Origin of the sequence: Tersicoccus phoenicis (assembly GCF_001968835.1) — a bacterium.
Taxonomy (GTDB): domain Bacteria; phylum Actinomycetota; class Actinomycetes; order Actinomycetales; family Micrococcaceae; genus Tersicoccus; species Tersicoccus phoenicis.
The window spans coordinates 36,462-58,061 of sequence record NZ_MRDE01000007.1 but is presented as its reverse complement, the minus strand read 5'-3'; the positions used below and the strand labels follow the sequence as shown (position 1 = coordinate 58,061).

Sequence of the window (21,600 nt, the reverse complement as noted above, 5' to 3'; positions counted from 1 at the left end):
TGGTCCCGGCCCCGTGGGCGCGGGAGCTGGTCGATGGCCGGACCGACGTGTTCCTCCGTCGCTTGTTCCTGGCCCCGGACACCGGGCAACTGGTCGGGATGGACTCGCGGGCCCGGTTGATGCCCGAGGGGTTGCGCCGGTTCATCCAGGTGCGGGACCGGACCTGCCGGACCCCGTGGTGTGACGCACCGATCCGGCACGTGGACCACGTGCACGCCCACGCCGCTGGTGGGGCCACCAGCGAGGTGAACGGTCAGGGCCTGTGCGAACGGTGCAATCACGCCAAGGAAGCCCCCGGCTGGGATGCCGTCCCGGTCGACGGGCCACGACATACCGTGGTGACCACGACCCCCACCGGACACACCTACACCTCCACCGCACCCCCGATACCCGGCACCTGCACCGTCAGCACGACCAGGCCGACCACCGCGACCGGCACGACAGGGCCATGGTCTGCTCCGCCCGGGAGGAGCGGGACTGCCCGTACCGCAGGCATGGGTGACACGTCCGGAAGGGCTGCACTGTCGGGTACAGCCGTGGCCGCCGGGACGGTGGAGCGGGCCGGGACCACCCGGCCGCCCGGGACGCTGAGCGCCGCGGGTCTAGCCCAGGACGCCGATGCCGCCCGGGCCGCCGATGCCGCCCAGCAGCGAACCGGTCGCCGTCCTGTCGGCCGGTTGAACCGCAACCTACCTGCCCTCGCCCCGCACGTCGGCGTGTGAGACGATGACCGCGATGCTGCATGTGACGGCGGAGGGGCTCGCCGTTTCGAACCTCGGAGATTCCCGACAACAGTCCCTACCGATGAGGCGCACCACGCCGGACGGTAGGAGGACGGATGATTCCCGGGTTCTGCAGTGCTTCGGTGAGCCGCAGCAGGTCTCGCATGAAGGGGCCGACCGGAAGCGCTGACATGACGGCCGTGACCGTGTCGCAGCGGGGCAGTCGGCTACGGACGGCTCTGGCGTGACCGCGCGGAACGAATGGACGGTACCGACCCGCCGACCCGCGCCGTTCACCGTGCTCTGCGCTGTCGGATTCCTCGGCCGGCTCAGCTACGAGATGGCGCGCACTCCCCTGACGCCGCTCTACGCACAACACCTCGGCTCTCCTGTTCAGGTGATCGGCTTCATCGTCGGATCCGTGACCATCACCGGGATCGTGGTGAAGCTGCCCGCGGGAGCGCTCTCCGATCTGTTCGGCTTCCGTCGCCTCATGCTCGCGGGTTCCCTGGTCAAGGCAACGGGTCCGTTTTTCTACCTGCTGGCGTTCACGTGGCCAGGGCTGCTGATCGTGCGGTTCTACCACGGTCTGGCGACCGCGCTCTACGCGCCGCCCGCCTCGGCGCTGGTGGCCAAGGCCTACCCTCACGCCCGCGGCAGCCGACTCGGCATCTACAACGCCGCCGAGAACGCCGGCGTCGTCCTCGGTCCCGTGCTCGGTGGCACCGTGCTCGCGGTGACGATGTCGGACTTCGGCGGCTCGTTCGTGATCTGTGGTGCCGTCGGCCTCCTGGCCCTGGCCGCGATGCTCCGGCTCCCCGACGACGAGATCAGCAGCGCCCCACCACGTGAGTCCGGCGCACCGGCGGGCATCGCCGCCGGCCTGCGCACGCTGGCGCGAGGAGTGCGCGAGATCGTGGCCGACCCGGCCATCCGGCTCGTCAGTCTCGTCGAGGCGGTGCTCTGGATCGGGATCGGCTCCCTGCAGGCGTACCTGCCGATCTACGGCGTCGGCGTCGGGCTGTCCGTGTGGCAGATCGGTCTGCTCGCCGGTGGCCAGGGCGTCGCCTCCGTCGTGAGTCGACCCCTGATGGGGCGCTATTCCGATCGCCTCCCGACCCGCGTTCCCCTGATCGTCGCCGGAGTCGCGCTCTGTGTGGTCACGTTGATCGCGATCCCGTACACCGGCGACTTCCTTCTGCTGCTCCTGTTCAGTGTGATCTTCGGGCTCGGGACCGGGATCGTCACACCGTCGACCATGGCGATGATCGGCGATCTGGTCACGCGCGGCAACTACGGGTCCGCGATGGGTGTCTTCGGTAGTCTCTGGGACGCCGGACACGCCCTGGGTCCGGTTCTCCTCGGACTGCTCGTCGCGTGGCTCGGATATCGCACCTCCTGGCTGGTCATGGCGCTCGTCATGCTCGCGGCTCTGGTGGTGTTCCTGAGCGGCACGGCACGGCTGCGTGCACGGCACCACCCGGACCGGCGACGACGGGAGAAGAATTCGTGACACCGTCCCCGCGGCTGCGGGCCTGGCGCTTCGTCGTCATCGTCGGGTTCATCAGCCTGCTCGCTGATCTGGTCTGCGACCGTCGCCGATCTTCCGGCCCTGACCACGTTCACGATCATCGTCCAGGCGCGGTGGCGGTGGCCGTGTTCCTGGCTGCCTGGCTCGCAGGGACTCTGCGCCACGGCCGTGACGGCGGGTGATGTCGTGTCGACAGGGACATGTCGCGGCCATGCCCTTGCGGCGAGGCGGCGAACGTGCAAGCGTGAGCAGTGCGGTGATGGAGCTCACCGGGGCCACGGCCCGAACGACCGACTGGTTGATGGCGCCTGTGACGAGAGGAGTCACCGGTGCCCGGTCAATCCGAGAGCGGCTTCACCAGCATCCTGACGCCGGGGAACTTCCGTTCGCTTTCCGTCCAGTCCACCGACACGGTGCGTGACCTGGCCCTGGATCGGGTCTTCGAACGGATCGGCGGGAGCACACCCACAGCGGCTCACGCCTTCGGTACGCTGCTCACCGCGGTGGGCGACGTCCGCTACCGACAGGACGTCTTCCGCGCCCTGGAGGAGCCCGCCCTTGCCGACGCCGTGGCCGGATTCCTGACGTCGATGACGGCGAGCGATCGGTGTGAGAGCGCGGCGTCCCGCGCCTCCGGCCCCTACCTGGCTGAACTGTGGCACCTCAACGCGCTCACCGGCTACGTCGCGGCGGTCGAGAACTTCGACGAGGCGTTGACGGCGGCACTGACGCAGTCCCCGGTCCGTTCGACCGGCTGGGACGGTCTGCAACGGCATGTGGCCGTCTACCGCGCGTCGGCGGTCTTCGGCTCGCTGGCCGTCCGGGCACCGCGCCTGCGGGAGGACATCTCCCAGGCCCGGCACAACCTCCTGATCCGGGACGGCGGCAAGGTCGCCGTCGCCGCCACGGACGACGAAGCGGATCTCGAGCAAGCGGTGCTGTCCGTCTTCGCCCGGTTCCGCCACGGCGAGGCCGCCGACCACCACACGGTGTTCCGCGAGCCGGCGATCGACCACGTGCAGGCGTGGATCCTGGAACGAGCCGCGCAGATCCATCCCGGGCTCTTCTCGTCGTTGGTGTCACTCGCGCGGGACACCGGGACGTACCGGGACCCGGCCATCGCCCGATTCGTCGACGAGGTGCCCTTCTACCTGGCGTACCTCGATCAGCTGGCGCCGCTGCGCCGATCCGGTCTGGTGACGTGTTATCCAACCGTGTCGACGAGCCGCAAGGACATGCACGTGACCGACGGCTGGGACCTCGCCCTGGCCGCCCGCGCGGTGGCACAGGGAGATCGGGTGGTGACCAACGACCTGCACCTGACCGGCCCGGAGCGGATCCTCGTGATCTCCGGCCCGAACCAGGGTGGGAAGACGACCACCGCTCGCATGTTCGGCCAAGTGCACTATCTGGCCGCCCTGGGGTGCCCGGTCCCGGGCCGGACGGCTCAGCTGTCCCTGTGTGACCAGGTGCTCACCGTCTTCGAGCGCGAGGAACGTCTGGACACGCTCGAAGGCCGGCTCGGTGACGAGGTCGACCGCCTGCACGCGGTCTTCGCCCGGGCCACCACCCACACCGTCATCGTCGTCAACGAACTGTTCGCGTCGACGGCTCTGCACGACGCGCGGATCCTCACCGCGGACGTCCTGCGGCGGATCTGTGCCCTGGACGCGCTGTCGGCCTGCGTCACCTTCATCGACGAGTTGTCCCGCCTCAACGAGCACACCGTGAGCATGGTCGCTCGCGTCGACACCGATGACGCCGCCGTCCGCACCTTCCGGGTGGAGCGACGCGTCGCTGACGGCCGTGCGTACGCTCGCGCCCTGGCCGCCCGACACGGGCTGACGCTCGACCAGATCCGCAGCCGCCTGGACCGCTCCGGCGTGGCGCTCGAGGAGCACCGGCCATGAAGGTGCAATTGATGGATCCGGGAGATGATACCGAGCTCGGCGACGACGACCCGCCGTTCGCCGAGGACGTCGCGGCAGACCTGCACCTGCACTACCTGTGGGATGCCATGAGCGGCGGCGATCCCTTCCTGCGTGCCGTGGCACGCGCGGCCCTGCTCCGTCCCCTCGCGGATCCGGGCACGATCCGGTACCGGCAGGAGGCGCTGGCCGACTGCCTCCGGCACCCCGCGACGATCGCCGAACTCTATGACATCGCCGTCGACGCGGTGACCATCCGGCGCAGTCTGTTCCTGCTGCCCGTCCACGGTCATCCCGACCTGGAGCTGTCCACGGCGGTGCGGATGCTGACCGAACTGGCCGATCGGCTCGACCGGCTGCGCCGGGTCCGCGCGCCGGTGACCGGCGGCTTCGCGTCCCCGGCGTTCCGCCGGTTCTTCGCCATGATCGAACAGGAGCTCGACGACGCATTCATGGCTCGGCTGCGCCGCACGCTGCGCGAGCTGTCATTCCCGCAGGGGCTGCTGACGAGCGCGGGAATCGGGCCGGGTGGTGAAGTGGTGAGCCAGATACTGCGGCGGCCCCGGGAGGAGAACCGGCGCCTGTTCGATCGGACGCCGATGAGGCGACCGGTGTTCTCGTTCACGTTGCCCGACCGGGACGAGGCGGGGGCCAACGCACTGGCTCGACTCCGAGACCGCAGCGTGAACGATGTGGCCAACGCCGCCACCCAGTCCGTCGACCACGTCCTCGCGTTCTTCACCGCGCTGCGCACCGAACTCGCGTTCTACCTCGCCTGCGGCAACGCCGTCAACGCCCTCCACACACTCGGAGCCCCGACCTGCACCCCGGACCCGTGGGCCGCCGACGCGACCGTGGCCATCGGCCTCTACGATCCCTGCCTGGCGCTGCGGACGGGCCGGGCACCCGTGGGCAACTCGGTGGACCTGCACTCGGACCTGCTCGTGATCACCGGTGCCAACCGTGGTGGGAAGTCGACGTTGCTGCGGTCTCTCGGCACCGCGCAGCTGATGATGCAGGCGGGGATGCCCGCACCGGCGCGGGACCTGGCGATGCGGCCGGTCGGTCAGGTCTACACCCACTGGGCGCGGGAGGAGGACGCCGAGCTGCGTCGAGGCAAACTGGACGAAGAACTGGGCCGGATGGGCAGGATCATCGCCGTCATCCGCCCCGGAGACCTGCTGCTGTGCAACGAGTCGTTCTCCGCCACGAACGAGGCGGAAGGCTCCCAGCTGCTGCTCGACGTGACGCGGGCTCTCGTCGACGCCGGTGTCCGGGTGCACAGCGTGACCCACCTGTACGAGTTCGCCCGCGCCGTCGAGCGGATCCCCACCCTGCGACCGGACTTCCTGCGCGCTCCCCGCACTGACGCCGCCGACCACCGTTTCCGGTTGGTACCCGGGCCTGCGCTGATCACCAGTTTCGGGCTCGACGTCTACGACCAGGTCTTCGGCGGTCACGATGCGACCGCGGCGGTCCACCGGCCCACTTCGGGCCACGGATCCGCGGGATGCCGATGCAACTCCGGCGACCCGGATCCCGAGCCGGGGGCCCGGGCATGACCGGCCCGACCGAGCCGTCCCGGTACGACCTGCCGCTGGCCCCGGACCCGGACCACGACCTGAGCGTCGACGAGGTCCGCGTGCTGTGGTCCTTCATCCACGGCGACATCATGAACAGCCAGTTCCGTGCCCGACTGCGGGCGCACCACGGACCGTGCGAGCGGCATGCCTGGGCCTACGCGGTGACCGAGATCGAGTTGTGGGAACAGGGCGCCGGTCGGCGCGGCGGACACCAGCCGTTCGACGTCGCCGTCCTCTACACGGACCTGCTCGAGGAGATGTCCACGCGCCTGCGGCGGCAGCGGCGGCGCCGTCGTGACCGGATCCTGCGCCGGGACGGGACCTGCCTGATCTGCGACGACGTGCGCGGCCGGCAACCCACCCGATTCGTGGTCACGCACGCCGGCTTCGACCCCGCGAAGCTGGCCGCGGAGGCCAACCGGATGCGCTACACGATCGCGTGGCTCCGGGAGACCGCGCCCTGCTGGTCCCCGCTCGTGTGCCCCGACTGCACCGACCAGCCGACCACGACCGGTGCCGCGATCAGGTGCCGACCCCACCTGGTGCTGCACCACGCCGACCTCACGGACCACGTCCTGCACTCCGAGCTCGATGCGCTCGACCTCTGGACCGCCCGGCTGCGGGCCCTGCTGGGTTCCATGACCGCCGGGGGCCGGCCGTCCACACCGGAGGAGGACGCCGCCTGGGTGGCGGCCGTGGCGTGGTTCAACGGCTGGCGGTTCCCCTTGACCGTGGTGCCACCGATACCGAACGATCGGAGTCGGGACACCGGGTCGCGCAGCACCACCCGGCCGTCAGCGTCACCTGACCAGTGACGACCAGCAGCGACGACCAGCAGTGGTCGAAGGAAAGGACGCGTCATGGCGCAGCAGCAGCTCACGTTCACCGAGGTCTCGGCACTGGAGATCCTGGACTCCCGTGGTAACCCCACCCTCCAGGTCACCGTCACCACCGGCGACGGTGGTCGCTACCGGGCCGGGGTCCCCTCCGGCGCGTCCACCGGCACCCGGGAAGCGGTGGAACTGCGGGACGGCGATCCGGAGCGGTACGGGGGCAAGGGCGTGACGAAAGCGGCGGCCGCCGTCGACGGCGAGATCGCCGACGCCCTGCGCGGGCAGCGTTGGACCTCGCTCCCCGACGTGGACGCCGCGCTCATCGACCTCGACGGTACGGCGACGAAGTCCCGGCTCGGCGCGAACGCGCTGGTCGGGGTGTCGATGGCCGTGGCTCGCGCGTTCGCCGGGAATGGGCCGCTGTGGCAGTCGCTGCAGCCGGAGGGTGTGCTGCCCCGGCTCCCGGTCCCCCACTTCAACGTCCTCAACGGCGGAGTGCACGCCCCGAACGACCTGGATTTCCAGGAGTTCATGATCGCGCCCGTCGGAGCGCCGTCCCTGCCGGAGGCCCTGCGTGCCGGGGCGGCGGTGTACGCGCGCCTACGGGCACTGCTGGCGGCCCGCGGTGACGCGACCGGCCTGGGTGACGAGGGCGGCTTCGCGCCGAACATCGCCCTGCCGGAGGACGTGTTGCGCCTCATCGTGCAGGCCATCACCGAGGCCGGCTACGAGCCCGGGCGCGACGGCGTCGCCATCGCCCTGGACCCTGCCTCCAGCGAGTTCTCGCGGGACGGCAGCTACCACGTCGCCGGGGAAGCCCTGAGCAGCGACGACATGATCGCCCGCTACGAACAGATGGTCACCGACTTCCCGGTCTGGTCCCTGGAGGACGGCCTGGCGGAGGGCGACTGGGACGGGTGGGCGAAGCTGACCACGCGGCTCGGGGACCGCGTTCAACTCGTCGGGGACGACATCTTCGTCACCAACCCGGCGATCATCACGGCGGCCGTCGAGCGGCGGATCGGCAACTCCTGCCTGATCAAACTCAACCAGATCGGCACGGTCACCGAGACGCTGGAGGCGCAACGCCTGTGCCGCGACGCCGGGTACACCCAGATGATCTCCCACCGCTCCGGTGAGACGCCCGACCCGTTCATCGCGGACCTTGCGGTGGCCACCGGAACGGGGCAGATCAAGGCCGGCGCCCCCGCCCGGGGCGAACGGGTCGCCAAGTACAACCGGCTGCTGGAGATCTCCGCCGCGGCCCCCGACCTTCCGTTCGGTTTGGCCGACTGACCCGTCGACCGGCGCTCCTGCACTCCCTGGTCAGCCGAGCGCGTCAGCCGAGGACCGGGAAGGCCACCGCCACGATCCGTTCGAGGGCGGCCTCGTCGGCCAGGGCGGGCATCCGCACCTCGCGGCCGGCGACGACGTAGAAGAACGCCGCGTCCACCTCGGTCAGGGGGATGCCGTGCAGCCGCGACCAGGCCAGCCGGTACAGGGCCAGTTGCACCGCCTTGTTCTGCAGGTCCCGGCCCGTGGGCACCGCTCCGGTCTTCCAGTCGATCAGGTCCCACCGGCCCTCCGCGTCCCGGAACACCGCATCGATCCGGCCACGCACGACGACGGAGCCGACCCGGGTCTCGACGGGAGCCTCGACCGCCGCGGGCGTCATGGCGGCGAACCGGGACGCCTGGAAGGCGGCGATCATGCTCGGCAGTCCGTGGCCGGCGTCGACGTGCGCGTCCGCCTGCCCGGGGAAGTCACCGAGGTCGAGCATGCCCGGTTGGCCGTACCATTCCTCGACCCAGGCGTGGAAGGCGGTGCCCTGGCGCGCCGCCGGTGAGGGCCGTCGTGGGACGGGACGCCGCAGCCGGGCGAGCACCGCGGCCGCGTCGTCGTCCAGTTCGACCAGCGTGGACGCGGAGATGTGCGTGGGCGGCTCGGCCCGGCTGGTGGTCGGCGGGGCGAGGAACCGGTCCAGCAGTACCGTGGTCTCGCGCTCCCAGCGAGGATCGGCGTCCGGGCCGGCCGGGACCCGTCGACCGCCGGACAGCGCCGCCAGCACCTCCGAGGCGGCCCGCTCGAGGGCAGGACGTCGGCTGCCGCCGGGCCGCAACCGCCGACCGTGGGCGTCGACCGGGGAGTCCAACGGGTCGTACGGCCAGCGGGCGGTCTCCGGTTGGTCGGCGTGCGGATTGGTCGCACCGGCGTCCTCGACCCAGATGCCGCGGACCACCACGGGGGCCGCCGTGTCCTGCCCGGTCAGGGTCTCGCCGGACGCGTCCTGCCCGGTCAGGGTCTCGAGTTCACCGAGGAACGGTGAGAGGGCGGAGGGCTTCTTGTTGCCGCCCCGCCACCGCGCGGAGGTGAGCACGAGGTGGCGCCGGGCGCGGGTGATCGCCACGTACGCCAGCCGTCGCTCCTCCAGTTCCGCGTGCTCACCGGCCCGATCGGCGTAGTCCTTCTCCGCCTCGACGAGGCTCTTCAGATCGGGCTGGTCGAGGTCCCACTGGGGCAGGTGCGCGCAGTCGCCGCGCAGCGGCCACGGCAGAGCCAGCTTGTCCGAACTCCACCGGGTCTTCTTGTCCGACGGGAACACGCCCACGCTCATCCCGGGCACGACGACGGCGTCCCATTCGAGCCCCTTCGCGGCGTGGGCGGTGAGCAGCTGCACGGCGTCGCTGCGCACGTCCGGTTGCGCCGTCTCCAGCCCGTTCTCCTCCTCCTTCGCCGCCTCCAGCCAACCGAGGAAGGCGACCACGTCGATCCGCGGACTGCCGGCCAGGAATGCCGCGGCGGCGTCGGTGAACGCGTCGAGGTTGCCGCGCGCCTGGTGGATGCTGACGCCGGGACGGGAGGCGACCTCGATGTCCAGCAGCATGGTGCGTTCCACCTGCCCGAGGAGGGTGGTCAACTCGTCCCCGAGGTAGCCGCGCAGGTCTCGCAACTCCGCGGCGAGACGGGCCAGCCGGTCCCGGCCTGCGGTCGAGAGGGACCGGCCGTGCGTCGACTCCCAACCCGGATCGGGCAGCCAGTCGATCGCCTCGATCAGGCTGGCCGCGTCGACGGTGTCGGACTCCACCAGCCGCGCTTCCTCCGCGGTGCCCGCGGTGGCCGCGTCCAGCTCCTCCCGCTGCCGGAGGGCCTTCTCCCGACGGGACGCCAGCACGCTCGACCAGTCCCGCAGCGTCATCAGGTCGCGCGGCCCGATCCGCCACCGCGCTCCGGCCATCAGCCGCATCAGGGCGTCCGATCGGCCCGGGTCGGCGAGCACCTGGAGGGTGCTGACGACGTCGACGATCTCCGGGGTGTCCAGCAGTCCCCCGAGGCCGACCACCTCGACGGGGATGCCACGGTCGGTCAGGGCCCGTCGGATCGGCTCGATCTGTGCCCGGGTGCGGCACAGGACCGCGACCGTCGGTGGTGCCGCCCCCGTCGCACCGGCCGCACCGGCCGCACTGGACCCACCGGCGGCACCAGCGGCTGTGCGGGCGGTGGGGGTGAGGTCGGGCCGCAGCGAGCAGATGTGCCCGACGATGGCCTCCGCCTCGTCCTCGGTCGTGGCGTGGTGCTCGATGACCACGCGCCCGGGACCGGCGCCGGGGCGCGGCTGCAGCGGTGGAACGGCTCCGGCGGCCCGGTTCCCGTCAGTGCCGGACCCGTCGGCGCCCGACAGCGGCGCGGAGACCAGATTCGCGGCGTCGAGGATGTGCTGGTCGTTGCGCCAGGCGGTGGTCAGGTACAGGGTGCGGGCGCGCTGCACGGAACCGTCCGGCGCGACCCGCGGGAAGTCCGCACCGAAGCGGTGCAGCTGTCCCGCGGACGCCCCGCGGAACCCGTAGATGGACTGTTTCGGATCGCCGACGGCGGTCACCGGGTGGCCAAAGCCGAACAGTGTCTTGAACAGGACGGCCTGGGCGTGGGAGGTGTCCTGGAACTCGTCGAGGACCACCACGGGGTACCGGGCCCGTTCCGCGGCCACGACCGCGGGCACCTGCTGCGCGATGCGGGCAGCGATGCACACGAGGTCGCCGTAGTCCAGCACCTCACGCCGGCGCTTGGCCTCGTCGTACTTCGCGACCAGACCGGCGATGGTGGCGAGGGTGCGCAGCCGGTCCAGCGCCTTCGTCGCGGCGTCGGTGGTCCGCGTCGGTTTTCCGGCGACGTACGGGAGTCCGGCGAGCCGGATGACCGTGTCCGTCAGCCACGCCTCGACCTGCGCGGGATCCTTCAGGTGCTCGGCGCACTCGGAGGCCATCTGCAGCACCCCGGTGACCAGGGTGCTCTTGGCGCTGACGAAGTGCTCGTGTTCGCCGTCGTACGCCTCGACCACCTGGCTGGCCAGCTGCCAGGCCTGCGCCTGACCGATGACGACGGCGTCGCGCTCCACGCCCAGGCGCAGCCCGTGGTCCTGGACGATGGACGCCGCGTAGGAGTGGTAGGTGCTGATCTGCGGGTCCAGGGCGGCCGCGCCGTCGGCGTCCGCGGTGGCGGGCAGCAGCCCGACCGCGCGGAGCCGGCGCAGGGCCGAGCCGACGCGGGTGGCCAGCTCGCCGGCAGCCTTGCGGGTGAAGGTCACGCCGAGGATCTGGTCCGGGGAGACCAGCCCGTTGGCGACGAGCCAGGTGATGCGCTGGGACATGGTCGCGGTCTTTCCCGACCCGGCGCCCGCGACGACGAGAAGAGGTTCCAGCGGAGCGGCGATGATGGCGGCCTGTTCCGGGGTGGGCGGCGGGCTGTCGAGCGCTTCGGCGAGCCGTTCGGGGGTGATCAGCTCGTCCCGCGACCCGCCGTCGCGGGTGTCGCGCGCTCGAGCGGTGGCGCTCATTCGGTCACCTGGCGTCCGGCTGCGCACAGCGGGCACACGCCGGGCAGCGTGCAGTGCGGCCGCTCGCCGGGCTGGTGCCGGGCCTCGAACGTCGCCCCGGTCATCGTGCTCGCAGCGGACCGGACCAGGTCCGGCGCCCAGGTCTCACCCTCGGCGAGAGGTGCCTGCGGCTGGACGCTCACCTTCTTCTCCCCGGTGCCAACGTTGACCAGGGCCGCGCCGCCGGGCCGGTCGCCGTCGGCGAAGCCGCCGGCAGCGACGGCCACCTGGTAGGCGCCCAGCTGCGGGTGAGCAGGCATCTCGTCGCTCCTCGGTTTGCGCTTGCCGGTCTTCAGGTCGGCGATGAAGAGGCGGCCCTGGTCGTCGATCTCGAGCCGGTCGACCTGGCCGCGTAGCACGGCGTGCACCGGCCCCTGTCCGGCGGCGCCGTCGACCGGGTGCAGTTCGACCGTGAAGTCCTGTTCCACGTGCAGCAGGACCCGTCCCTGCGTGCGGCTGAGACTGACGTACTCGGCGAACCGGTCCACCATGGTGCGGGCGCGTTCGTATTCCTTGTCCGTCTCCCACGACTCGGGCAACGCCAGCTGCGCCCACCGGCGGGACAGCTCCGCGCCGAGATCGGCCCGGGATCCTTCGGGCAGGTGTTCGGCGATGCCGTGGACCAGGGTGCCGAGGCTGCGGGCGAAGTCGGTGGCCTCCTGCCCCCCGGCCGTCTGGACGAACCAGTTCAGCGGCGAATCCTGCACGGCGGTGATCCGGGACGGCGAGACCGTCACCGTCTCGCCGGCCGCCACGATCGGCTCGTCGGTGCTCAGCGGCAACAACCCCCACCACGCGCCGGGATGGGCGCCCGGCACGACGACGCCGTTCTCACCACCGCCGGGGGTGTCCTGTCCGACGGCAGCGAGCCGAGCGAGTTGGGCCACCGCGGCGGAGCGCTCGGCCGCGTCGTCGGACTGGGCGTACTGGCGCAACTCGGCCACCAGGGCCCGGAGGGTGACCGGCCGGCCGACCGTGGTGTGCGGCCGGGGCCCGGTGGGGTCCGGCCACGGGTCGACGAGGTCGAGGAAGGCGGAGGGTTGCTCGTCCTCGGCGTCGACCCCCACGCAGATCAACCGCCGGCGGGCGCGCGAGACCGCGACGGAGAAGCTGCGCAGCTCGTCGTGCCGGATCTGCCGGAGCCGGGCCTGCACGTCGCGCTGCGCGGCGACCTCGGGACCGGCATCGAGGATGTCGACGAGTTCGGTGGAACCGAGCAGTTCTCCGCGCAGCCGGGGATTCGGCCAGACGCCGTCCTGCAGCCCGGCGACGATGACGATGTCCCACTCGCGGCCCGCGGCGGAGGCGGGGGTGAGCAGCTCGACGGCATCGCCCACGGGGGCACGGTCGGCGAGCGTGTCCATGGGCACCTCCTGCCCGGCCACGTAGTCGAGGAACTGGGCGGGCGAGGCACCGGGGAGCTGATCGACGTACCGCTCGGCGGTCTGGAAGAGGGCCATCATGGCGTCCAGGTCCCGGTCGGCTCGCTCCCCTACGGCACCCCCGCCGAGGGCCTCCCGCACCCAGCGGCGTTCCGCGCCGGACGCCTGCCACAGTGCCCACAGCACCGTCTCCGGCGTCGGGTCGGTCTGCTCGGCGGCCGCGGTGCCGGCGGCGAGCATGGCGGCGATCACCCGCGCCGGCTGCGCGTCGCGGGTCAGGCCGGCGAGCGCACCCGGCGCCTGCAGCGCCTCGATCAGCAGCTCGTCACTGGCGCGCCCGCCGCCGGCCTCCAGTTCGGCGGCGCGCAGCTGCTGCCGCAACCGGCGCAGTCCCAGGGCCGACCCGCCACCGAAACGCGAGGTCAACAGGGTGATCGCCAGCTCCGCGGTGAGCGGCCGGCGACCGAGGCTGACGGCGTACAGATCGAGCAGGGCCGCGACGGCCACCTCGTCCCGGACGGGCCGCTCCGCCGCCGGCAGCCGGATCGGCACGCCGTGCTGTGTCAGCGAGCGGGCGAGCGAGGTGAGCTTCCCTCCGGTTCGCGCGATCACCGCCAGGGACGCCCACGGCCGTTGCTCGTGCAGATGTGCTTCCAGCAGCCGTTGGGCCACGAACCGGGACTCGTGCAGGTCGGAGGCGACGACGTGCGCCTCGACGGCGGCGTCCGGGGCGGTCACGCCCGCGCCGGGCCGGGGGTCCAGCACGCGCCCGTGTGTCCCGCCGCCGGTCACGGGGATCCGGTCGGCGACCCGACGCCAGGCGGCGCTCGTCCCGGTTCCCAACCGCCAGGAGGTGGTCAGGGTGCGGGTGCGCAGGCCCGGCAGGTGATCGTCCAGCCCCGCGAGCAGGTCGGGGCGGGCGCCGCGGAAGCCCTGGACGACGGACTCGGCGGACGCGGTGAGGACGATGTCGGTGTCCGCGCCGATCACGTACAGCAGTTCGTGGATCGCCGGCGTGGCCTCCTGCAGGTCGTCGACCAGGATGAGGGCGAGCCGGGCGCGTTCGGCGGCGAGGAAGGCGGGGTTCTCCTGCAGCACCCGCCGGGCCTCGGTGATGATGCCGGCCGGGTCGAAGGCCTCGGGCATCCGCAGGTCCAGCACGTCCCGGTACTCCCGGTACAGGCGTGCGGCGGCGACCCAGTCCGCCCGGCCCCGGGCCTCACCGAGCCGGCCGAGGTCCTCGGCGGTCAGCCCGTACTCGGTGAGCCGGTCGAACAACTGACGGACCTCCTGCCGGAAGCCGCGGGTGCGCAGCGCGTGCTCCAGGTCGGTGGGCCAGACCAGGGGTGCACCGTGACCGGCCCGGTGCCCGGAGAGCAGGTCGGCGATGATCTGGTCCTGCTCGGCTCCGGAGAGCAACCGCGGCGGTGCGGGCAGCGCCAGGAACTTCTCCACCCGGGCCCGGCGCAGCAGGTCGAAGGCGTAGGCCTGCCAGGACCGGGCCGGGGAGGAGGCAACCGTGCGGTCCAGCCGCGCCGTCAGGGTGTCGCGCAGCCGGGTGGCGGAGCGACGCGACGGGGCCAGCAGCAGGACGCCGGCGGCGTCGGTTCCGGCGTCGACGGCGTGTACCGCCCGTTCGATCAGGACCGTGCTCTTGCCGGTGCCCGGCGCGCCGAGGACCACCAGGGCGCCGTGACCGGCGGGCGCCTCGGCGACGGCCCGCTGGTCGGCATCGAGCACGGGAGCACCGGACAGCGCACCGGTCGCCTCCACCACGTCGCTGCTCATGCCTCGATCCCATCATCGGCCACCGACAGAACTGACGGCGGCTCCTCCGGCGTGTCCGCGTCCCACCAGCCGTCCGCTGCCAGGGACCGATCCAGGCGAGCGAGTTCGTCCGGCGTGGGCTGCCAGCGGGCCTGCCGCATGCGCACCCGCGGCGCAGCCCGGTCCACGCCCCCGCGGACCGGCATCAGCGGTGTCCCTTCCCGCTCGTACGCGGCGGCAGCACGCGCCGCGAGCGGCGGGAAGACGGTCCCGTCGGCACGGAGCACCCGCCACCAGGCCACCTCGTCACCGTGGTGGCTCATCACCCGGCCGACCGTGCGCGGTCCCATGCCGTCCAGCAGGTCCGCGATGTCGCCGTAACTGAGCACCCGGCCCTCGGGGATGGCCGCGGCCACGCGGAGCACCGCCGTCTCGAACCCGTCACGCACCCCACCAGCGTAGGCGTCGGCACGGACGTCTCTGGCCATCGGGCCGGTCCGTGGCCGGTCCTCGCCCGATCCACGCAGTTCTGTCGGGGCGCGCCGGTACCGTGAAGGCCATGCCCAGCTGGCACCTGCTTCCCCGCGCGGCGTTCGACCTGGAGACCACCGGGCGCGATCCCGCCACGGCCCGGATCGTCTCGGCGTCCGTCGTCGTCGTCGACTCGGCCGGTCGGTTCATCGGGCGGCACGAATGGCTCGCGGACCCGGGCGTGGAGATACCGGAGGCGGCGAGTACGGTCCACGGAATCACGACGGCGCGGGCACGGGCCGAGGGCCGCCCGGCCCCGGTGGTGATCGCGGAGGTGACCGCGTCCCTGCGGGAGCTCTTCGACGCGCGGATCCCGGTGCTGGCCTTCAACGCCGTCTACGATTTCACCGTGCTGGCGCAGGAGTGCCGCCGCTGGGCGCTGCCGGACCCGCCGCACCCGATGCCCGTCCTCGACCCGTTCCAGATCCACCGAGAGCTGGAACGGCGCCGGGAAGGTGGCCGCAAACGCACGCTGGTCGCCCTGTGCGACGAGTTCGACGTGCCGCTCGCGCACGCGCACACGTCCGCGGCGGACGCGGCGGCGACCCTGGGGCTGGCGGACGCGCTGGCACGTCGCTGGCCGGAGCTGCAGATGCCGGCCCGCTGGCTGCACGAGTTGCAGATCGTCTGGCTGCGGGAACGCGCCGAGCGGCGGGCCGCCCATCTGCGCCGCGAGGGCTGGGCGGAGGCGGACATCCCGGGCCCGCACCCGTGGCCGGTCGGCTGAGGCGCGGCCGAGGACCGCGGGCGACGCGGGGCAGGGAGCCGGGCGGAACAGGAGGCGAGGCTTCAGAGCACGTCGGAGAGGAACTGCCGCAACCGGTCGGTCCGCGGCTCGCCGAAGACCTGACGCGGCGTCCCGGTCTCGACGACGATGCCGGCGTCCATGAACGTCACCGCATCGGCGACCGATCGGGCAAATCCCATCTCGTGGGTGACGACGACCATCGTCATGCCCGAGGAGGCCAGGTCGCTCATCAACGCGAGGACGCCCTTGACCAGTTCCGGATCCAGCGCGGAGGTGGCCTCGTCGAAGAGCATCAGTTCCGGCTCCATGGCCAGCGCTCGGGCGATCGCCACCCGCTGCTGCTGCCCGCCGGACAAGGCGGAGGGCCGGGCGCCCACGCGGTGAGCCAGACCCACCCGGTCGAGCTGGCGCCGTGCTGCCTCGCGCGCCCGCTCCTTGTCCAGGCCGCGCAGTTTCCGCAGGGCGAGAGCGACGTTGTCACCGACGGTCATGTGGGGGAACAGGTTGAACTGCTGGAAGACCATGCCGATCCGCTGTCGGTAGGCGTCCGGGTTCGCGCCGAGCACGGACTCGCCGTCGAGCGTGAGGTCACCACGGTCCGGTTCGATCAGCCGGTTCAACACGCGCAGCAGGGTCGACTTGCCGGACCCGGACGGCCCGATCACCGCGGTCGTCGTGCCCGCGGGGGCATCGAGATCGACGCCGCGCAGCACGTGGTTCGACCCGAACGACAGGTGGATGCCGGTGGCGCGCAGGTGGCCGGCGCGAACGGTGTCCGCGGGCGGGGAAGCGGGTGCGGGGGTGCTCACGGCTGTCCTCCTGGGGTCACGCCGGCGGGGCTGCCGGCGGGGCTGGTGCCGGCGTCGGCGGTGTCGCTCGAGGTCGGGCCCTCGCGCCGTCCTTCCCGGAGCCGGCGGTCGATCAGGTTGACGAGGTGGGTCAGCGGGATGGTGAGGATGAGGTAGAGGATGCCCGCGGCGACCAGCGGGGACAGGTTGCCGGTGTTGGCGGCGGCGTCGTTGCCGATCCGGAAGATCTCCCGCTGGCTGGCGAGCAGGCCGAGGAAGAAGATCAAGGACGAGTCCTTGATCAGGGCGATGAACTGGTTCACCAGGGCGGGCAGCACCCGGCGGATGCCCTGCGGGATGATCACCAGGCGCATCGTCGCCCCGTAAGGGAAGCCGAGCGCACGGGAGGCCTCCATCTGCCCCTTCTCGACGCTCTGGATGCCGGAACGGAAGATCTCCCCGATGTAGGCAGCCGCCATCAGCGACAGCGCGAGGATGCCGAGTGGATACGGGTTGGTGCTACCGGTCAGCTGCCGGATGACCGGGCCGAGCCCGATGCCGATGAGCAGGATGATGACGGCGGCCGGCAGGCCCCGGAAGATGTCGGTGTAGACCCGCGAGAGCCACCGCGGCAGGGCGTGCCGGGAGATGCCCATCACCGCCAGCAGCATGCCGAGCACGCAGCCGATGATGCCCGAGGTGATCGCCAGGATCAGGGTGTTGGGCAGCCCGACGGTGAGCAGATCCGGGATGACCTGCGCCATTGCCTTCCAGTCGAAGAAGGTGGCGATCAGCTGTGACCAGGCGTCCATGGGTCTCCCCCTGTCGTGTGGTTGGAGGCTGCCTACTTGACGGTGACGGCCTTGCTACCCGGCTTCCAGTCCGCCGGGGTCTTCCGGTCCGGGTACCACTGCTTGGTCAGCTTCGACCAGGTGCCGTCCGCGATCACGGCGTCCAGGCCCGAGTTCAGCGCGTCGATCAGGGCCGTGTTGTCCTTGGCGACGGCGTAGGCGGTGAAGTTCTGGGTGTTGACGACGCTCTCCCCGATCTTCGTGCCGTCACCGGGCTTGACCTGACCGGTGGCCTGCTGGGACGGGGCCACCCAGGCGTCGATCTGGCCGTTGCGGACGTTGGCGTAGACGGTGTTGTAGTCGTTGAAGCGGACCGGTTCCAGGCCGAGCGTGTTGGTCACGTAGTCGTCCTGCACGGTGCCCTGCACGACGCCGATCCGGGTGCCCGACTTCAGATCGGCGAACTTCTGCACCGGCGCGTCGTTCTTCACGACCACGGCCATGTAGCCGAAGTCGTACCCGTTGGTGAAGCCCACGTTCTGCCGCCGCTTGTCGGTGGTGGAGATCGAGGACGACCCGACGTCGAACTGCTTGTTGGACACCTGGGACAGCAACGCCGAGAAGTCGGTGGAGGCGAACTCGACCTTCAGGCCCAGCTTGGCGCCGATCGCCTTGAGCAGTTCGTTGTCGTAACCGGTGAAGACGCCGTCCTTGATGAAGATGTTCGGCGGCGCGTCGGACAGGGTGCCGACCCGCAGAGTGCCGTCGGTGATCAGGTTCAGCTTCGACTTGTCGATCTGCGCGACCGGCGTCACGTTGGCCGTCGTGTACTTGTCGGTGTTCTTCTGGTCGCTGCCGGCCAGGGCGTTGGCACCGGTGCTGGCACCCTGCGAGGAGCCGCCGGCGCAGGCGCTCAGGCTCACGGCCAGGACGACGGCGGTCATCGCCGTGGTGATGGACTTCAGACGGCGGGGCAGGGCCACGGGTGTCTCCTCGGTGCGAGCGGCGGGGCGGGTTCACACCCCGCCGTGATGGTGGATGCGCATCGATGCGCGGCGGCGCGTCCCTGCGACGGGAACCGGCCGGGGTCGGCGAGCGACCGATGCGCCGGCCACGGAACGTGATCGCCCGGCCGACGGCATCACTTCAGAATAGAGGCCGGGCGGCGCCGGAACGACGATCCATGTCACGAGATGTCACCTCAGGGGCGTGCTGTTCGTCACGCGCGGTAGATGCGATGCTTGTATCGCACGGGGAAGGCGGTGGTGATCATGGCGATCTCGATCAGACTCACACCAGAGGACGAGGCAAGACTCACGGAGCTGGCCCGTCGGACGGGGCGCTCGAAGACGTTCTACATGCGTGCGGCGATTCACGAACTCCTCGATGATCTCGAGGAGCGCTACTGGGCGGATTCCGTCGTGCGGGACTGGGAAGAGGCCGGCAAGCCGAGCCGGCCGGCGGAGCAACTCTGGGATGAGCTGGACGTGTGAGCCGGTGGCGGCTGAGCACGTCCCCGCAGTTCGACAAAGCTGCTCGTCGACTCGATCGTGCGGTACTGCGCCGAGTCAAGGCATACCTGGACGCCGTCTGTGCGCTCGATGACCCGCGTCAACGGGGCAGAGGACTGACCGGGGACCTCGCAGGGTACTGGCGTTACCGGGTGGACGACTGGCGCGTCATCGTCGAGATCCGCGATGCCGAGCTGGTGATCATCGCCGTCGGGCTCGGGCATCGCTCCGAGATCTACCGAGACCGGTAACGCGTCCACCACGCTCACCCGGCCGGCTGAGCCGCCGCGGCGGCCTGCGCGGCCGCGGGTAGCGCCGCGACCACCGTCTCCACCGCCTCGTCGTCGTGGGCGGAGGAGAGGAACCAGGCCTCGAACACCGACGGCGGCAGGTACACCCCGGCGTCGAGCATGGCGTGGAAGAACGGCGCAAACCGGTAGGAGTCCTGGGCCTGCGCCTGCGCGTAGTCGTGCACGCCGGTGTCCGAGGTGCCGAAGGCGACGCTGAACAGGTTGCCGGCGTGCTGGATCGAGTGGTCGACGCCGGCGGCGTCCAGGGCGGTGTGCACCTCGGCCTGCAGCTGCCGGGACAGCCCGTCGACGGTGTCGTACACGGTGTCGTCGGCGTGCTGCAGGGTCGCGACACCGGCGGCCATCGCCACCGGGTTCCCGGACAGGGTGCCCGCCTGGTAGACGGGACCGAGCGGGGCGAGGAACTCCATCACATCGGCCCGCCCGCCGAGCGCGGCGGTGGGCAGACCGCCGCCGATCACCTTGCCGAAGGTGAACAGGTCGGGCGCCCAGGCCCCGCCCGCGCTCAACCCCCAGTACCCAGCGGGGTGGACGCGGAAGCCGGTGAGCACCTCGTCCAGGATCAGCAGTGCACCGTGCTCGGCCGTGATGCGGCGCAGGCCCTCGTTGAAGCCCGCGCCGGGCTCGACGACGCCCATGTTCGCCGGCGCGGCCTCGGTGATGATCGCGGCGATCTGCTCCCCGCGTCCGGCGAAGAGCTCCTCGACGGCGGCCAGGTCGTTGTACGGCAGCACGACCGTGTCGGCGACGGTGCCGGCGGGCACGCCGGCGGAGCCGGGCAGGCTGAGGGTGGCGACCCCGGAACCGGCGGCCACCAGCAGGGCGTCCTCGTGCCCGTGGTAGCAGCCGGCGAACTTGACCACGAGGTCCCGGCCGGTGAACCCGCGGGCGAGCCGGATCGCCGTCATCGTCGCCTCGGTGCCGGTGGAGACCATCCGGATCCGCTCGACGGCGGGTACCCGCTGCTGCACGAGTTCGGCCAGCTGGGCCTCGGCCGGGGTGGACGCGCCGAAGGACAGGCCGCGGTCGACGGCGGCGTGCACCGCGGACACCACCCCGGGGTGGGCGTGCCCGAGCAGCAGCGGCCCCCAGGAGCAGACCAGGTCGACGTACCGGTTGCCGTCGGCGTCGCGCAGCCACGGCCCGGAGCCGGACACCATGAAGCGCGGCGTCCCGCCGACGGACCCGAAGGCCCGCACCGGCGAGTTGACGCCACCGGGCATCAGGGCTTGGGCGGTGGCGAACAGGTCGGCGGAGGTGGTCATCGGCTCAGCCCTTCAGTCGGCGGGCGACCTCGGTCGCCCAGTAGGTCAGGATCAGGTCGGCGCCGGCCCGCTTGATGCCGAGCACCGACTCGTCGATGGCAGCCTCGCGGTCGATCCAGCCGTTCGCGGCGGCGGCCTCGATCATCGCGTACTCGCCGGAGATCTGGTACGCCGCGACGGGCACGGTGCTCATCTCCGCCACGTCCCGTAGGATGTCCAGGTAGCTCATCGCGGGCTTGACCATCACCATGTCGGCGCCCTCGTCGAGGTCCAGCTGCGTCTCGTGGATCGCCTCCCGCCGGTTCGCGGCGTCCATCTGGTACGTGCGCCGGTCGCCCTGCAGCGCGGACTGCACGGCCTCCCGGAACGGGCCGTAGAACGCGCTGGCGTACTTCGCGGAGTAGGCCAGGATCGCGGTCTCGGTGAAGCCCGCCGCGTCCAGCGCGCCGCGGATGTGGGCGACCTGGCCGTCCATCATCCCGGACGGGGAGACGACGCGGGCGCCGGCCTCCGCCTGGGCCACTCCCATCCGGCCGTAGATCTGAAGGGTCGCGTCGTTGTCGACGGCGCCGTGCTCGTCCAGGACCCCGCAGTGACCGTGGTCGGTGAACTCGTCCAGGCACAGGTCGCTCATCAGCACGACGTCGTCGCCGAACTCCCGGGACAACTCCCCCAGGGCCCGGTTCAGGACCCCGTCGGGCCGGGTGGCGCCGCTGCCGACCGCGTCCTGGCTGGTCGGCACCCCGAACAGCATCACGGCGCCGACACCGGCGTCCGCGGCCTCGTGGACGGTGGCCTTGAGGCTGTCGATGCTGTGGTGCGTCACGCCGGGCATGGCGCTGATCGGCTGCGGTTCGCTCAGCCCCTCCCGCACGAACATGGGCAGCACCAGGTCGGCGGGGTGCACCCGCACCTCCGCGGTCAGACGGCGCAGGGCGGGTGTGGCGCGCAGTCGGCGCGGGCGGTGCAGCGGGAAACTCATGAAGGCCATCTTCTCTCGGTCGGGGACGGGGTCGGTGCGGGTGCCGGCCGATCTCGC

General features: G+C 71.7%; 17 protein-coding genes. 9 read left to right on the top strand and 8 right to left on the bottom strand.

The annotated features are described in order from the left end of the window. The 6 genes from BKD30_RS15725 to eno all read left to right on the top strand — a co-directional run. Window positions 1-722 (top strand): HNH endonuclease (locus BKD30_RS15725; RefSeq protein ID WP_143588006.1); only part of this gene is annotated, 722 nt, incomplete at its 5' end. A 244-nt stretch (window positions 723-966) separates the two neighbouring features. After that, window positions 967-2,235, top strand: a complete 1,269-nt coding sequence (locus BKD30_RS01530) for an MFS transporter (RefSeq protein WP_076701023.1) — start codon at window positions 967-969, stop codon at window positions 2,233-2,235. A gap of 347 nt (window positions 2,236-2,582) precedes the next feature. Next, the gene (locus tag BKD30_RS01525; RefSeq protein WP_076701020.1) at window positions 2,583-4,163 is read left to right on the top strand and encodes a MutS-related protein; all 1,581 of its coding nucleotides are present in this window, start codon (window positions 2,583-2,585) and stop codon (window positions 4,161-4,163) included. Beyond that, window positions 4,160-5,743, top strand: coding sequence for a MutS-related protein (locus BKD30_RS01520; protein WP_076701017.1), 1,584 nt, complete (start codon window positions 4,160-4,162; stop codon window positions 5,741-5,743). The genes BKD30_RS01525 and BKD30_RS01520 overlap by 4 nt, the downstream gene beginning before the upstream one ends. Beyond that, on the top strand, window positions 5,740-6,579 hold the full coding sequence (locus tag BKD30_RS01515; RefSeq protein WP_143588005.1) for a hypothetical protein: 840 nt from the start codon (window positions 5,740-5,742) through the stop codon (window positions 6,577-6,579). The genes BKD30_RS01520 and BKD30_RS01515 overlap by 4 nt, the downstream gene beginning before the upstream one ends. Before the next feature lie 45 nt (window positions 6,580-6,624). After that, window positions 6,625-7,893, top strand: coding sequence for a phosphopyruvate hydratase (eno, locus tag BKD30_RS01510; protein WP_076701012.1), 1,269 nt, complete (start codon window positions 6,625-6,627; stop codon window positions 7,891-7,893). A 43-nt stretch (window positions 7,894-7,936) separates the two neighbouring features. Here eno and BKD30_RS01505 read toward each other — a convergent pair whose 3' ends face one another. Genes BKD30_RS01505 through BKD30_RS01495 form a run of 3 tightly spaced genes read right to left on the bottom strand, consistent with a single transcriptional unit; the run spans window position 7,937 to window position 15,104 of the window. After that, window positions 7,937-11,428 (bottom strand): ATP-dependent helicase, encoded by a 3,492-nt coding sequence (locus tag BKD30_RS01505; RefSeq protein WP_076701009.1) that lies wholly within the window; start codon window positions 11,426-11,428, stop codon window positions 7,937-7,939. After that, the gene (locus BKD30_RS01500; protein ID WP_076701007.1) at window positions 11,425-14,637 is read right to left on the bottom strand and encodes an ATP-dependent helicase; all 3,213 of its coding nucleotides are present in this window, start codon (window positions 14,635-14,637) and stop codon (window positions 11,425-11,427) included. The genes BKD30_RS01505 and BKD30_RS01500 overlap by 4 nt, the downstream gene beginning before the upstream one ends. Beyond that, window positions 14,634-15,104, bottom strand: coding sequence for an MGMT family protein (locus BKD30_RS01495; protein WP_083955907.1), 471 nt, complete (start codon window positions 15,102-15,104; stop codon window positions 14,634-14,636). Before BKD30_RS01495 ends, BKD30_RS01500 begins: the two co-directional genes overlap by 4 nt. A 71-nt stretch (window positions 15,105-15,175) precedes the next feature. On the opposite strand from BKD30_RS01495, the gene BKD30_RS01490 reads away from it, so the two are divergent. Beyond that, the gene (locus BKD30_RS01490; protein ID WP_076701054.1) at window positions 15,176-15,874 is read left to right on the top strand and encodes an exonuclease domain-containing protein; all 699 of its coding nucleotides are present in this window, start codon (window positions 15,176-15,178) and stop codon (window positions 15,872-15,874) included. 62 nt (window positions 15,875-15,936) lie between these two features. Here the strand turns inward: BKD30_RS01490 and BKD30_RS01485 are convergent, their stop codons facing one another. Genes BKD30_RS01485 through BKD30_RS01475 form a run of 3 tightly spaced genes read right to left on the bottom strand, consistent with a single transcriptional unit; the run spans window position 15,937 to window position 18,418 of the window. Further along, window positions 15,937-16,650, bottom strand: a complete 714-nt coding sequence (locus BKD30_RS01485; protein WP_076701053.1) for an amino acid ABC transporter ATP-binding protein — start codon at window positions 16,648-16,650, stop codon at window positions 15,937-15,939. Window positions 16,651-16,700: 50 nt separating this feature from the next. After that, on the bottom strand, window positions 16,701-17,495 hold the full coding sequence (locus BKD30_RS01480) for an amino acid ABC transporter permease (RefSeq protein ID WP_083955905.1): 795 nt from the start codon (window positions 17,493-17,495) through the stop codon (window positions 16,701-16,703). Window positions 17,496-17,527: 32 nt separating this feature from the next. Next, the gene (locus BKD30_RS01475; RefSeq protein ID WP_076701050.1) at window positions 17,528-18,418 is read right to left on the bottom strand and encodes an ABC transporter substrate-binding protein; all 891 of its coding nucleotides are present in this window, start codon (window positions 18,416-18,418) and stop codon (window positions 17,528-17,530) included. 327 nt (window positions 18,419-18,745) lie between these two features. Between BKD30_RS01475 and relB the strand changes: the two genes are divergently transcribed. Both relB and BKD30_RS01465 read left to right on the top strand, forming a co-directional pair. Beyond that, entirely contained in the window at window positions 18,746-18,967 is a 222-nt protein-coding gene (gene relB / locus BKD30_RS01470) for a type II toxin-antitoxin system RelB family antitoxin (protein ID WP_076701048.1), read from the top strand. Then, window positions 18,964-19,236, top strand: a complete 273-nt coding sequence (locus tag BKD30_RS01465) for a type II toxin-antitoxin system RelE family toxin (protein ID WP_076701004.1) — start codon at window positions 18,964-18,966, stop codon at window positions 19,234-19,236. The genes relB and BKD30_RS01465 overlap by 4 nt, the downstream gene beginning before the upstream one ends. Before the next feature lie 14 nt (window positions 19,237-19,250). Here BKD30_RS01465 and hemL read toward each other — a convergent pair whose 3' ends face one another. Further along, window positions 19,251-20,561 carry a glutamate-1-semialdehyde 2,1-aminomutase gene (gene hemL / locus BKD30_RS01460; protein WP_076701002.1) on the bottom strand — a complete coding sequence of 437 codons (1,311 nt, stop codon included), beginning with the start codon at window positions 20,559-20,561 and terminating at the stop codon, window positions 19,251-19,253. 4 nt (window positions 20,562-20,565) lie between these two features. Then, window positions 20,566-21,543, bottom strand: a complete 978-nt coding sequence (gene hemB / locus BKD30_RS01455) for a porphobilinogen synthase (protein ID WP_076701045.1) — start codon at window positions 21,541-21,543, stop codon at window positions 20,566-20,568. Window positions 21,544-21,600: the final 57 nt, after the last annotated feature.